At 64.6% G+C, this 12,758-nt stretch carries 16 protein-coding genes; 10 read left to right on the forward strand and 6 right to left on the reverse strand.

Going from position 1 to position 12,758, the window contains the following annotated elements; genetic code table 11:
- The first annotated feature begins 22 nt into the window (after positions 1–22).
- Both AC3RCG_RS11570 and AC3RCG_RS11575 read left to right on the forward strand, forming a co-directional pair.
- A complete protein-coding gene (locus AC3RCG_RS11570; protein ID WP_070218261.1) occupies positions 23–358 on the forward strand; it encodes a hypothetical protein in 336 nt (111 codons plus the stop codon).
- A gap of 279 nt (positions 359–637) precedes the next feature.
- Positions 638–1,276: a phasin family protein gene (locus AC3RCG_RS11575; protein ID WP_070218260.1), complete on the forward strand. Its 639-nt coding sequence runs from the start codon at positions 638–640 to the stop codon at positions 1,274–1,276.
- A 106-nt stretch (positions 1,277–1,382) separates the two neighbouring features.
- On the opposite strand, the gene AC3RCG_RS11580 is transcribed toward AC3RCG_RS11575, so the two are convergent.
- Together AC3RCG_RS11580 and AC3RCG_RS11585 are read right to left on the reverse strand one after the other, a co-directional pair.
- The gene (locus AC3RCG_RS11580; RefSeq protein WP_083293616.1) at positions 1,383–2,405 is read right to left on the reverse strand and encodes an alpha/beta hydrolase; all 1,023 of its coding nucleotides are present in this window, start codon (positions 2,403–2,405) and stop codon (positions 1,383–1,385) included.
- 105 nt (positions 2,406–2,510) lie between these two features.
- Positions 2,511–3,401 (reverse strand): LysR family transcriptional regulator ArgP, encoded by an 891-nt coding sequence (locus AC3RCG_RS11585; RefSeq protein WP_035817600.1) that lies wholly within the window; start codon positions 3,399–3,401, stop codon positions 2,511–2,513.
- Between the two features lie 204 nt (positions 3,402–3,605).
- Here AC3RCG_RS11585 and AC3RCG_RS11590 point away from each other — a divergent pair, with 204 nt between their 5' ends.
- On the forward strand, positions 3,606–4,211 hold the full coding sequence (locus AC3RCG_RS11590; protein WP_070218259.1) for a LysE/ArgO family amino acid transporter: 606 nt from the start codon (positions 3,606–3,608) through the stop codon (positions 4,209–4,211).
- Here AC3RCG_RS11590 and AC3RCG_RS11595 read toward each other — a convergent pair whose 3' ends face one another.
- Complete coding sequence (locus AC3RCG_RS11595) at positions 4,212–5,642, reverse strand: coniferyl aldehyde dehydrogenase (protein WP_492403957.1); 1,431 nt, start codon at positions 5,640–5,642, stop codon at positions 4,212–4,214.
- 147 nt (positions 5,643–5,789) lie between these two features.
- On the opposite strand from AC3RCG_RS11595, the gene trxC reads away from it, so the two are divergent.
- The 5 genes from trxC to AC3RCG_RS11620 all read left to right on the forward strand — a co-directional run bounded on the left by trxC (position 5,790) and on the right by AC3RCG_RS11620 (position 8,583).
- On the forward strand, positions 5,790–6,242 hold the full coding sequence (gene trxC / locus AC3RCG_RS11600) for a thioredoxin TrxC (protein WP_070218257.1): 453 nt from the start codon (positions 5,790–5,792) through the stop codon (positions 6,240–6,242).
- A 70-nt stretch (positions 6,243–6,312) separates the two neighbouring features.
- A complete protein-coding gene (locus AC3RCG_RS11605) occupies positions 6,313–6,834 on the forward strand; it encodes a MarR family winged helix-turn-helix transcriptional regulator (protein ID WP_492404029.1) in 522 nt (173 codons plus the stop codon).
- Positions 6,831–7,577 carry a HEAT repeat domain-containing protein gene (locus tag AC3RCG_RS11610; protein WP_492403955.1) on the forward strand — a complete coding sequence of 249 codons (747 nt, stop codon included), beginning with the start codon at positions 6,831–6,833 and terminating at the stop codon, positions 7,575–7,577. The genes AC3RCG_RS11605 and AC3RCG_RS11610 overlap by 4 nt, the downstream gene beginning before the upstream one ends.
- A gap of 17 nt (positions 7,578–7,594) precedes the next feature.
- A complete protein-coding gene (locus tag AC3RCG_RS11615) occupies positions 7,595–7,930 on the forward strand; it encodes a DUF6616 family protein (RefSeq protein WP_070218254.1) in 336 nt (111 codons plus the stop codon).
- A 62-nt stretch (positions 7,931–7,992) separates the two neighbouring features.
- On the forward strand, positions 7,993–8,583 hold the full coding sequence (locus tag AC3RCG_RS11620) for a DUF1287 domain-containing protein (protein ID WP_492403953.1): 591 nt from the start codon (positions 7,993–7,995) through the stop codon (positions 8,581–8,583).
- Here AC3RCG_RS11620 and pdxR read toward each other — a convergent pair.
- Positions 8,552–10,024: a MocR-like pyridoxine biosynthesis transcription factor PdxR gene (gene pdxR / locus AC3RCG_RS11625; RefSeq protein WP_492403951.1), complete on the reverse strand. Its 1,473-nt coding sequence runs from the start codon at positions 10,022–10,024 to the stop codon at positions 8,552–8,554. The two genes, AC3RCG_RS11620 and pdxR, sit on opposite strands and share 32 nt — an antisense overlap.
- A 103-nt stretch (positions 10,025–10,127) precedes the next feature.
- Between pdxR and AC3RCG_RS11630 the strand changes: the two genes are divergently transcribed.
- Positions 10,128–10,568: a carboxymuconolactone decarboxylase family protein gene (locus AC3RCG_RS11630; RefSeq protein WP_121671016.1), complete on the forward strand. Its 441-nt coding sequence runs from the start codon at positions 10,128–10,130 to the stop codon at positions 10,566–10,568.
- A gap of 80 nt (positions 10,569–10,648) precedes the next feature.
- Entirely contained in the window at positions 10,649–10,945 is a 297-nt protein-coding gene (locus AC3RCG_RS11635; protein ID WP_070218319.1) for a hypothetical protein, read from the forward strand.
- A gap of 354 nt (positions 10,946–11,299) precedes the next feature.
- Here AC3RCG_RS11635 and AC3RCG_RS11640 read toward each other — a convergent pair whose 3' ends face one another.
- Both AC3RCG_RS11640 and AC3RCG_RS11645 read right to left on the reverse strand, forming a co-directional pair.
- A complete protein-coding gene (locus AC3RCG_RS11640) occupies positions 11,300–11,422 on the reverse strand; it encodes a hypothetical protein (protein ID WP_275528013.1) in 123 nt (40 codons plus the stop codon).
- Positions 11,423–11,536: 114 nt separating this feature from the next.
- Positions 11,537–12,712: a multidrug effflux MFS transporter gene (locus tag AC3RCG_RS11645; RefSeq protein ID WP_492403948.1), complete on the reverse strand. Its 1,176-nt coding sequence runs from the start codon at positions 12,710–12,712 to the stop codon at positions 11,537–11,539.
- Positions 12,713–12,758: the final 46 nt, after the last annotated feature.

Raw genomic sequence — 12,758 nt, forward strand, 5'->3', positions numbered from 1 at the left:
GGCATTCCCTGAAGAGAGCAGCATGAAGCACAGCGCCACCCTGTTTGCCGATGATGCCGGCCGCTATGCCTACGTCAAAGCGGGTTTCTCCTGGCCGGCCCTGTTCCTGGGTTCGTTCTGGGCCGTCGCCAAGCGCCGCTGGTGGCTGGTGCTGCTCATGTTGGCAATGGATGTGTGCCTGTGGTTTGGCAGCCATCTCGCCACCGAAATGCGCATCGGCCCGATGATGCTGCTGATGGCCGGCGCGGAACTCAGTTACCTGCTGGCGCGCGGCTGGTACGGCAACCGCTGGCTGGAAGCGTCGCTGCGCAGCCATGGCTACAAGCCCGTCGTGCCGGGCACGGGCGCCGCTGGCTGAGCTTGCCTGACACAGATTTCCCTTTCCGTTACTGACGTTTGCCAAGAGCAAGCCGTCCAGCCCAAACTTTTTGCGCAGCCTGGCGCACCTTTGATCCAGATCATGCCTCACCTGCGGTGCTCACGTAGCCTTGGGACTCGCGTTGCAAAGCATCTTCCCACCAATCGGATATGTTTTTTCGCGTTTCGTGGCGTAGCCCGGCTGTCTGTCTCACCGTTCGACAGCCGGTGGTGTCGCCATCTGTTTATGTCCACCCAACCGCTATTAATGAGGAACTCCATGTATCCATATTCCCGTAGTGTTACCCCCGCCGCCAAAAATCACCTGGAAGCGCAGCTGGCTTTCTTCAATGGCCTGTCGAAGTCGCTGTTTCAATCGATGCAGCATTTCAGTGACCTGAACATGCAACTGGCGCAAGGCTTGCTGGAAGAAAGCACGGTCACCAGCCAGAACCTGTTGACGGTCGAGCGCGCCGAAGATGTATTCCAGGTGGCCGCCGCCTCGGGCCAGCCAGCCGCCGAGCAACTGCGCAAGTATCAGCAACAGGTGTCGCGCCTGGCTGCCGATACGCAGGTCGAACTGGCCAATGTGGCAGAGCGTCATGTGAATGAAACGAGCCGTACCGCCAAGGCCCTGGCTGAAGAAGTGGCCCGCACCGCTTCGGAAGAAACGGAGAAAAACGTGCGCAAGCAGCAGGAAGCGATGCAGCGCATGGCCGAACCGTTCCAGGCCTATCAGCAAAACGGCGCTAACCGCGACCAGCAGCGCGGTGCGCAAAGCCGTGACGGTCAAAGCCTGCAAAGCGCCAGCCACCAGGGCAGCCAGCAGTCGTCCGGCAGCGAAAGCTCGGCCAGCGGCAGCGCATCGCAAGCGGGCTCCGCTCAAAGCAAGAGCAGCAGCGCCAGCCGTAAAGAGTAAGTACGAAGCTGCTTGCAGCTGAGCCGCATCGCGAGGGCCGAGCCTTGCTCTGCGGCCAGCCGGCACGCGGCATTGTGCGTATTGGTTTGGGCAGAGCGCCCGCCCTTCACGGGGCGGGCGTTTTGTCGTATGCGTGCAGCTCCGGGGCTGGCGTGCCTGAGCCAGGTGAGCGGGGCGGCAAGGCTGGCCCTGCCGGCGAGCCGGTATCTGACACGACTGCGGGCAAGACCGCCGACGAGACCGCGTTGCCGGCGCCACTGTTCGCATCGATGAAGGCGCTGACGGCGTCCAGCGTGGGCGCCAGCCTGCGCAACGGGGCGGCCAGCGTGGCGACCAGGGTGGCGTGGCCCACATGGTCGAAATAGGTTTCCGTCACGGACCGGTGCAGCGCGCGCAAGGCACTGGCCAGGCCGCCTGTGTTGCGTTGTGGATCGACCAGCTTGTCCTTGCCGGGCTTTGGAGCGATCAGCAGGGCGGGCGGGGCGTCGGCCGTCACGTGATGAATGGGCTGCGAAGCGGCGGGCGTGTCCGGGTAAAAGAACACGGGCCGGGTGATGGTGTTTTCGATCGGCAGGAAATCATAGGGGCCGGCCAGACCTATCCAGCCCCGCAAGTCGTGCGGACGCATGCCATGGCGCGCCAGCAGGCTGGCGTCGAGCGCCAGCATGGCCGCATTGTAGGCGCCGGCGCTATGGCCCATGACAAACAAACGCGTCGGGTCGCCGCCATGGCGGCTCGATTCCATCGCGGCCCAGGCCACGGCGCGGGCCGCATCCTGCAATATCTCGGGGTAGTGCACGTCCGGATACAGCCGGTAGTCGGCGATCACGGCCAGGTAGCCGCGCGCCGCGAGCGCGTGGCCGACGAAGGCATAGTCGGCGCGCTCGCCCGTCGTCCAGTTGCCGCCGTAAAAGAACACGACCACGGGCACGGGGCCCGTACGGATCTTGGGCGCGTACACATCGAGTTTCTGCCGTGGCAGGGGGCCGTAGGCCAGGCCGCGCGTCACTTGCGAGGCGCTGCCGGATGACAAGACATTGATGGCGGTCAAGGGCGAGCAGGCGGCCAGGCCGGCAGCGAGCGGGATGGCCGCCAGCAAACCGAGCAGGGTGGTGCGCAGGATCGTCATGCGGGCTCCCGATGGTGATGGTGGATGCTTGCAGTGTAGGCCAGGCTGGGCAGGGTGCACACGGGGAAGTTGCTGTTTGGTATAGATAAATGTTGCATGCGTCAATCAATCCTGTAACAGCCATTTGCGCGCCGTGGCGATGACGGCGTCCGACAGGGTGCGCGTGAGGGGGGTCTGGATATCCCAGGCATGCCAGGTCAGGGGCACGTCGAGCGCCTGCCCGGCCGCCACGTCGACCAGCCTGCCGGCGGCCAGCGCCGTTTCCGCCTGCAGCAAGGGCACCATGCCATAAGCATAGCCCGCTTCGATGAAGCGTACGAAGTCGCGCGCCGAACCGAGCACATGGTGCGGATAGCGGCCCGTGTAGCCGAGGCGGTGCTGCAGGTAGCGCTCGTGCAGCGCATCCTTGCTGCCAAAGGTGATGGCGGGCGCCTGGCTGACGGCTTCCACCGTAAAACCATGGGGAAACCACTGCTGCGCGAATGCGGGCGAGGCCACGCACAGATAGCGCATGCCGCCCAGCGGCGTGGCCGTGGTGCCCGCCACCAGGTCGTTGGCGCTGGTGACGCAGGCAAACACACGCCCTTCGCGCAGCTGGCTCAAGGTATGGTCCTGGTCGTCGAGGCGGATATCGAGCAGGCACGACGGCGGCGACAGCAGCGGTCCCAGCGCTTCCGGTATCCACGTGGCGGCGCTGTCGGCATTGACGGCGATGGCCAGTGCCGGCAATTGCGTCGTGGGGCCGGGCTGAGCGTCGAGCGCCGCTTCGAGCAGCTTGACTTGCCGGTAGTGGGCGATCAGGCGCTGGCCCGCTTCCGTCGGCAGGGGCGGGTGGCTGCGGATGATCAATAACGTGCCTTCCAGGTTTTCCAGGGTGCGGATGCGCTGCGACACGGCCGGCTGGCTGATCGCCAGCGCCTGCGCGGCCTTTTCAAAGCTGCCCAGGCCGATCACGGCGTCGAGGGCTGCCAATCCACGGTAATCGACGACGCGCATAAGTTTCTCTTATATATGTTTAGAATCATTCATTATACTTATATTTACTTTTTCTTTACACTGTTGAAATAGGGTAACAACTCCACTCTCCCGCGCGGTCCCCCTGGTTCCGCACCACCCTCCACCTACCTCTGATGACTTTGCCGTTGCCGGCAGAGCGTGGGCGGCCGTGCGCGTGATGGAAAGCAATGGAAAGGAATCGATATGGACAGCGCAATTTTCTTGAAAGGCATGGGGCTCGGCGCGAGCCTGATCGTGGCCATCGGCACGCAAAACGCCTTCTTGCTCAAGCAGGGCTTGAAGCGTCACTACGTGCTCACCTGCATTCTTGTATGTTTGCTGTGCGACGCCATCCTGATCACGGCCGGCGTGGCCGGCATGGGCACCTTCATTGCCGACAACCCCAATTTCCTGCTGTGGGCCAAGGCGGGCGGCGCCACTTTCCTGATCGCCTACGGCTTGCGCGCGGCCAAGTCGGCCTGGCGCCCGACGGCCCTGACGGTATCGGCCGCCAAGGCGCCCGAAGGCTATTGGGCCGTGATCGGCGCGGCGCTGGCGTTCAGCCTGCTGAACCCGCACGCCTTCCTCGATACGGTGATTTTGCTTGGCTCGATCGGCGGCCAGCATGAAGGCGTGGGACGCTTTTACTTCGCCGGCGGCGCCATCATGGCTTCGGCCCTGTGGTTCTTCCTGCTGGGCTTTGGCGCCCGCTACCTGGCGCCCGTGTTTGCCAAGCCCATGGCATGGCGCGTGCTCGACGGCATCATCGCCCTCGTCATGTGGGCCATCGCCGCCTCGCTGTTCCTGTAATCAGCGGGTCAGGAAGTTCAATACGCGGCTGGCCAGCTTGCCGTATGGCGGCCGCAGCAGCGTCAAAGGGCTGTGGCGCGCCTGGTAGAACACGGGCCGCAGCTTGCTGAAAGTGTGAAAACCTTCGACGCCGTGGTAGTGGCCCATGCCGGACTCGCCCACGCCGCCGAAGGGCAGATCATGCTGGCCCACGTGGAACAGCGCGTCGTTGACGGACACGCCGCCCGACATTACCGTGTCGATCAGCATCTGCACGGTCTGCTTGTCGTTGCTGAACGGATAGATGGCCAGCGGGCGCGGTCCGCCGTTGATGCTGGCGACTACGGTCTCCAGCTTCGCATAGTCGCGCAGGGGCAGGATGGGGCCGAAGATTTCCCGTGTCAGCAGCAGGCTGTCTGCGGGCGCGCCGAGCACGATGTGCGGCGCGATCTTGCGCGTGGCCCGGTCATACGCTGGCCCCGGCAGCAGCGAAATCACTTGCGCGCCCCGTTCCCGCGCTTCATCCAGGGCCTGCAGCAGGCGCTCAAAGGCGGCCTCGTCGATGATGGAGGTGTAGTCGGGCGTGTCCAGCCGCGGGTAGCGCGTGGGCATGATGCGGCGCGCATGCTCGACGAAGGCGGCGATGCTGGCTTCGGGCAGCCAGGCGTGGTCGACGCTGGTGCAGATTTGCCCCGCATTCAGGTACTTGACGAACAGGATGCGCTCGGCAGCCGTGCGCACGTCGAAATCGGCGCAGACGATGGCCGGCGCCTTGCCGCCCAGCTCCAGCGTGACGGGGCACAGATTGCGTGCGGCCGCCGCCATGACGGCCCGGCCCGTCTGGCCGGAACCCGTAAATAGCAGATGGTCGAACGGCAGTTGCGAAAACGCCATGCCCACGCCGCCCGTTTCGTCAACAAACTGCAGCTTTTCCGGTGGAAAATAGGCGGGCATGGTCTCGATCAGCAGCCGCGCCAGGTGGCGCGAGTTCTCGCTCATCTTGACCATGGCGCGGTTGCCGGCGGCAAAAATGTAAGTCAGAGGCACCAGACTCAGGTTGACGGGGAAATTCCACGGCACGATGACGCCTACCACGCCCAAGGGCTGGGGCAGCACGCGGTTGCGGGCGCCCGGAAAATTGCGCCAGTCCACGCTGCGGCGCTGCGGTGTCATCCACTTTTTCAACTTTTTCAGTACGTGGTCAATGCCGTCGATGGCGGGGAATATCTCCGCCAGCAAGGTTTCATGGTGGGAACGGTTGCCATAGTCGGCGCTGATCGCCTCGCACAATGCCAGCTTGTGGTCGCGGATGTAGCGCTGCAGGGTTTGCAGGTCGCGCTTGCGCTCGGCCAGGGTCGGCGCGGGGTGGGCCAGACAGGCGGCGCGCTGCAAGGCCAGGGCGGCAGCGAGTTCGGCGTGCTTCAGTTCCATGTTGTTTGCGACATCAGGCATGTTGCTCCTTGGCCGGCCGGGCAATACGCGCGCCGTTCCAGCGCACTATAGGCGAGTATTGGCAAATGTGCCGCCAGCGAGCCGACGCTGCCGCACGATACCCCGTAAAATGTCCGTCAACTTGACGCTACGCTTTCCAGGAATGCCATGACCTCGACCACGCCAGACTCCCTGCACATCGTGTGCCCCCATTGCGACGCCGTCAACCGCCTGCCGGCGGCCCGGCTCACGGAACAGCCCACGTGCGGCAAGTGCCAGAAGGAGCTATTCACGGGCCAGCCAGTGGACCTGGCCAGCGCCCGTTTCCTCAAGCATATCGAACGCAGCGACATTCCCGTGCTGGTGGACTTTTGGGCGCCATGGTGCGGCCCGTGCCGCAGCATGGCGCCATTCTATGTGCAAGCCGCCAGGACCCTGGAACCGGCGTTTCGCGTCGTCAAGGTGAATACGGAAGCGTCGCCGGACCTGGGCAGCCGTTTTAATATCCGCAGCATTCCCACCCTGGCCCTGTTTTTGCGCGGCGTGGAAGTGGCGCGCCAGCCCGGTGCCATTGATGCCAACGCCATCATCGCGTGGGCGAGGGACAAGGCGCGTTTCTAGGCACAAGGGAAAGCCGTTCAGGTTTTCCATTTGACATTTAGTATGGCGCCATATTATATTGCACCATATGATAAAACTCGAACAGAAATACACGGCCTTGCTCGGTGACGTGCAGCGCCGCGCGCTTGGCCCCGACATGCCGGCATCCGTCGGACGCCTGCGCCTGTGTTTTGAAGTGCTGGGCCTGGCGTCCGCCATCGATGGCGATTGCGCCGCGCGCCTGGGCCGGCATGGCTTGTCGGAAGGCAAGTTCGTGCTGCTGGCCCTGCTGCGCGACGTGCCTGATGGACTCTCGCCGCACGCACTGGCCGAGCGGGCCGGCGTGACGCGCGGCACCATCACGGGCTTGCTCGACGGCCTGGAGCGCGACGGCTTCCTGGCGCGCCACGCGGACCAGGTCGACCGGCGCAAGCTGCTGGTGCGCCTCAGTGCCAAGGGAGACGCGGCGGCCGCCACCCTGGTCGATGAACACGCGCAATGGATCGCCAGCCTGTTTGCCGATTTCACGCCGGACGAGATGCAGTTGTTGAGTGGACTACTGGAAAAAGCCTGGCGCAAGACGGATAAGGGTGAAATGCAGGGTGTTGCATGAGCCGTGGCGTCGCCGACATCGCGCCCGCGCGCCTGGCCCTGCTGAACCAGGGAACGGTGGCCAGCGCCACCCTGACGGAAGGGCTGGCCATCGATTTTGCCCAGCTGCTGGCTGCAGCCGTGCCCGCTATCGGTGTGGCCCGCCTGGAGCGGATGCGCGCGCAGGCCGCCGCCGGCATCACCGGGCGCATGGCGCTGGCGGCGCAATTGCTGCTCGATGCCGGCACCGACCTGGCGATGCTGCAAGCGCACCCGTCCGACACGGTGCGGGGCTGGGTCTGCTTTGCCATCGCCGCCCAAGCGGGCTTGACCTTGCCGCAGCAGCTGGCCGCCATGCGGCCGCTGGCCGACGATGGCCATTTCGGCGTGCGCGAATGGGCCTGGCTGGCGCTGCGTCCCCGGCTGGCCGAGCATTTGCTGGATGCCATCGCGCTGCTGGCGCCATGGACGGCGGACCCGTCGGAAAGAGTGCGCCGCTTTGCCTGCGAAGCGCTGCGCCCGCGCGGCGTGTGGTGCGCGCATATCGCCCGGCTAAAGGAAGAGCCGCAGCTGGCCTTGCCCCTGCTGCAAGCCTTGCGCGCCGACCCGGCCGTCTACGTGCAGGATTCCGTGGCCAACTGGCTCAACGATGCGGCCAAGAGCCAGCCGGACTGGGTGCGCAGCCTGTGCGCGCAATGGCTGCTGGACAGCCCCGCTGCCGCCACGGCACGCATTTGCAAGCGGGCGCAGCGTTCGCTTACTTGATTCTTTGGAGGACAAACATGCATTACCTGTTAGAACTGTACAGCCCGAAACCGGCCTGGCTGGCCCTCGACGGCGCCGCGCGCCAGGCGTATTTCGCCACGGTGGGCGCCGGCATGGCGGCCTTGTCGGGCAGCGGCGCCGAAGCGCTGGCCATGGGCGCCATCAACGGCGGCAAGCTGCATGCGGCACCCCAGCAATTCTATGCCGTCTGGCGCTTCCCGGACGAGGCGGCACTGGACGCCTTGCTGGCCGGCATCGCCGCCACGGGCTGGCATGATTATTTCGACACCGTCAATGCGGCCGGCCCGGCCGTGGATTTTCCCGCACACCTGGCGCAGCTGGCCGCCGTCTAAGCGTACGGCGTTTTCCTTGCCGCTGCGGTAAAGTTGGCATTTCCATCTGATTATCGACGTTGATGCCAATCAAACTGTTCTCCCTCCTGATGCTTGCCCTGGCGCCCATGCTGGCGTCGGCAGCCCCTGCCACCCCGCAAGCGCTCGTCGCCGCCGCCCGCAGCCAGGTGGGCGTCACCGTGCAGTACGACCCGCGCTACGAGCGCCTCGCCTATCCGGGCGGCGACGTGCCGCCCGAACGCGGCGTGTGCACGGACGTGGTCGTGCGTGCCTACCGTAAACTTGGGCAGGATTTGCAGGTGCTCGTGCACGAAGACATGCGCAAGGCGTGGCAGGTGTACCAGCAGCAGGGACGCTGGCAGATGAAGGGGCCGGACCGCAACATCGACCACCGGCGCGTGCCGAACCTGGGTACGTATTTTGCCCGCCACGGCACCAGCTTGCAGCCAAGCAAGGAAGCAAACGCTTACCGCGCGGGCGACATCGTCACCTGGCGCCTGCCGCGCAACCTGACCCACATCGGCATCGTCAGCGACAAGCAGTCGTGGGGCGGCGTGCCGCTGATCATCCACAACATCGGCGAGGGCGCGCGCGAGGAAAACATTTTATTCAGCTATCCGATTACGGGGCACTATCGTTGGCAACCCCGTTGAGAGGCAGGGGCGCGATCTCTTGCAGGATCGCCAGCACCCTGGCCAGCGCCGTGTCGATATCGAGCTTGTCGATGGCGCCATAGCCGAGGAACAGGCCTTCATGGCGGGCTGGACCGTGGTAAAAACCGGCCAGCGCATACAGGCTGACGTCGGCCAGGCGCGCGCGGCGCAGCAATTCCGCGATATCGAGCGGCGCCTGCGCCAGCGCCGCCACGTGGAAGCCGGCGCTGGCCGGCACCAGGCGGAACCATGGGGCCAAGGGGCCGTTGAACCAGTGCTGCAGCCGTTCGCGCCGCCCCGCATAGATGTCGTGGCAGCGGCGGATATGGCGCAGCAAATGGCCATCGCCGATGAACTTGGCAAGCGCATGCTGGCCCAGGCTGGCCGTATGGCAATCGCTCAGGTATTTCACCGTCTGCATGGCGGCCACGATGGCTTGCGGCAGCACGACATAGCCCAGGCGCAATTCCGGCAGCATGATCTTGGAAAAGCTGCCCACGTGCGCGACGATGCCGTAGCGGTCCATGCTTTGCAGGGCATCCTCGGGCCGGCCCTCGTAGCGGAAGGCGCTGTCGTAATCGTCTTCGATGATGATGGCGCCCAGCTGCTGCGCCCGCTCCAGCAAGGCATGGCGGCGCGCCATGCTCATCGGCATGCCAAGCGGAAATTGATGCGCGGGCGTGACGTAGATCAGCCGCGTGCCGTCCGGGATTTGCGCGACGATGATCCCATCCTCGTCCACTTCGACGCCCACCACGCGCGCGCCCTGGCTGGCGAACACGGCGCGCGCCACGGGGTAGCCGGGTTCTTCCACGGCAACCGTGTCGCCCGGCTCGAGCAGGGTCAGCGCGAGCAGGTGCAAGGCTTGCTGCGCGCCGCTGGTGACGAGCACCTGCTCCTCGGTGCAATGGATGCCGCGGCTGAAGGCGGCATGGCCGGCGATCGCCGCGCGCAAGGCGGGCAAGCCTTCCGCGGGGCCATAGCGGCCGCGCGCCTGGCCGCCCTGGCGCAGTGCATGCAGCATGCAGGCGCGCCATTCATCCTGCGGGAAATGCGCGGGCGTGGCACGTCCGCCGATGAAGGCGTAGCGTGCCGGCGTTTCCTGGCTGGCGCGGCGCAGGGGCGTGGGTGTCGCTTCCCAGCGGGCGATGCGCTGCGCGCTGGCCAGCGGCGTGCTCGCATGGCGGCGCTGCGGTGAGGCATGCGGCGTCTGCACGAAGCTGCCCACGCCCACTTTGCCGACCAGCAGCTTTTCATAGCCGAGCTTTTCATATACGTCGGACACCGTCTTGCGCGACAGGCCCAGCTGGCTGGCCAGCAGGCGCGAGGGCGGCAATTGCTGCCCATCCGTCAGCCGGCCCGAGCGGATGGCTTCGCTGAGCTGGCGGTACAGCTGGCCGCCCAGGTCGCGCGTGCCGTCGATCAGGATGTGTAATTCCATGGAGTATCTGTTGGTGGTCTGCTGTTTTTCGGGGGGATTGGCCTGCCGCGCGTACTTCCTGCGCTTCTACAATGATGCATCTCTCATTATCAAGGAATGCATCATGACACAGCAACGACTCGATTTCACGCAAGCCTCGCCCGACGCCGTCAAGGCCATGTATGCGCTGGAAGCGGCCATCGCCAAACTGGGCGTGGAACACTCGCTGCTCGAGCTGATCCGCCTGCGCGCCTCGCAAATCAATGGCTGCGCCTTTTGCGTGGACATGCACACGAGCGATGCGCGCAAGGCGGGCGAAACGGAGCGCCGTCTGTATGCCGTCTCCGTCTGGCGCGAAACGCCGTTCTTCACGCCGCGCGAGCGGGCCGTGCTGGCCTGGACGGAGGCGCTGACCCTGCTGCCGCAAAATCATGCGTCCGACGAAGACTATGCGGCGCTGGCGCAGCAATTGACGTCGGCCGAGATGGTCAACGTCACTCTGGCCATCGGCTCCATCAATACCTGGAACCGCCTGGCCGTGGGCTTTCGCAAGATGCCTGAATAAGCTCTTTGTTCGTTCGCGAACAGACGCCTGGCTGCTGCCTGCGTAGGCTGGCAGGACGATTGATCAGCCAGGGAGCAGCCATGCAAGTACATATCGGGGAAGGCGCCGAAAAGACGCCGCAGCAGGAGGAAGAGGCGCGCCGCGAATTCATCGCCGAACTGTGGCGGCGCTTCGAAGCCTTGCAGGAATGGGCCGTCAGCCACTGGCCGGACCAGCAGCACCCCTTGAGTTCCGCCGACTTCGTCGAGACGCGCAAGGAAATCTTGAGCTTGCGTTCGCCGGCAGGTTCCTTGAACCAGCCATCGCTGAACAATGAAGCAGAACCGGAGCAGGGCGGGGCGCAATACCAGGATGTGACGCCGGCACCGTGGCCGTAACCTTGGCCGTCATCGTGCCTCTATCTTGGTTGTAGGTCGGATTAGGACCGAAGGGCCGTAATCCGACAACATGGTTGGCAGATGCAGTCGGATTACGCGCTTGCGCGCTAATCCGACCTACGCTTCTGCCTTCCCTTGCGCAAACAACCAGCAAACCAAACTCACCAGCAGCCCTGCCATCACGCCATACGCCAGGTTCAGCGCGCTGTCGAACAGCAGCGGCGCCACCAGGCCCGAGACCAGCGCGAACAGGCCGTAGGTCGGCTTAGGTCGTAGGTCGGATTAGTGCTTGCGCGTAATCCGACGTCACCCGCCAACAATGTTGTCGGATTACGCGCTTTGCGCTAATCCGACCTACGTTTCGGCTTTGCCCTGCGCAAACACCCAGCAAACCAAACTCACCAGCAGCCCCGCCATCACGCCATACGCCAGGTTCAGCGCGCTGTCGAACAGCAGCGGCGCCACCAGTCCCGACACCAGCGCGAACAGGCCGTAGGTCGGCTTAGGTCGTAGGTCGGATTAGCGCTTGCGCGTAATCCGACGTCACCCGCCAACAATGTTGTCGGATTACGCGCTTTGCGCTAATCCGACCTACGTTTCGGCTTTACCCTGCGCAAACACCCAGCAAAGCAAACTCACCAGCAGCCCCGCCATCACGCCATACGCCAGGTTCAGCGCGCTGTCGAACAGCAGCGGCGCCACCAGGCCAGACACCAGCGCGAACAGCAGCATCTGGATGAACGACTGCATCGACGACGCCAGGCCGCTGTTGTTGGGGAAGTGGTTCAGGGCCATCAGGGTCATCGGCGGCATGGCGATCGACAGGGCGAACGAGTAGAAGAACAGCGGCAGCACGGCCCATGGCACTTCGGCGGCAAACACATAGTTGTAGCCGATGTTGGCCAGCGCGGCGACCAGCATCAAGATGAAGCCGGCCCAGATCATCTGGCGCTGGCTGTAGCGGTGGGCGATTTTCGCCGACAGGGCCGAGCCGAACACCATGCCGCTGATCAGGGGAATGAACAGCCAGGCGAAGGCCGTTTCCGGCAAATGCAGGATGTTGATGATGAAGTAGGCGGCCGAACCGATGTACAGGGCGAAGCCGCCAAACGCGGCGCCGATGGCCGTCGACAGCAGCAGGAACTGGCGGTGGCACAGCACTTTCCAGTAATTGACGGCGATGCCGCCCAGGTGGAAGGCGTGGCGCTGCTCCTTCGGCAGGCTTTCGGGCAGCGCGCGCCAGACGACGACGAACATCAGCACGCCGAAAGCAGTGAGGAACCAGAAAATCCAGCGCCAGCCCAGGCTGACCTGCAGCCAGCCGCCCAGCACGGGGGCGATGGCCGGCGCCAGTGCGAACACCATCATGATGTGCGAGAGGATTTTCTGCGCGGCGGCGCCGGAATAGCGGTCTTGCACGATGGCGCGGCCGATCACGGAACCGGCGCCCGCCGAGAGGCCCTGCAGCACGCGCCAGGCCAGCAGCCAGCCCAGCGACGGCGCCAGCGCGGCGCCCACGGAAGCGATCACGTACAGCACCAGCGAGACGAGGATCACGGGACGGCGGCCGAACGAATCGGACAGGGTGCCGTAAAACAGCATCATGAAGGCGAACGTGAACAGGAAAAAGCTCAGGGTCTGCTGCACCAGCAGGGGGCTGGCATTGAAATCTTGCGTGATGGCGGGGAAAGACGGCAGATAGGTGTCAATTGCAAGCGGTCCGACCATCGCCAGGCCCGCCAAAATCCAGGTTAATAATTTAGTCATGTTGAAGAGTGTTTTTGTTAGTCCGTCATTTTACGCTAGCGGCGGG

The sequence above is a fragment of the Janthinobacterium sp. GW823-FHT01H08 genome, assembly GCF_058797855.1.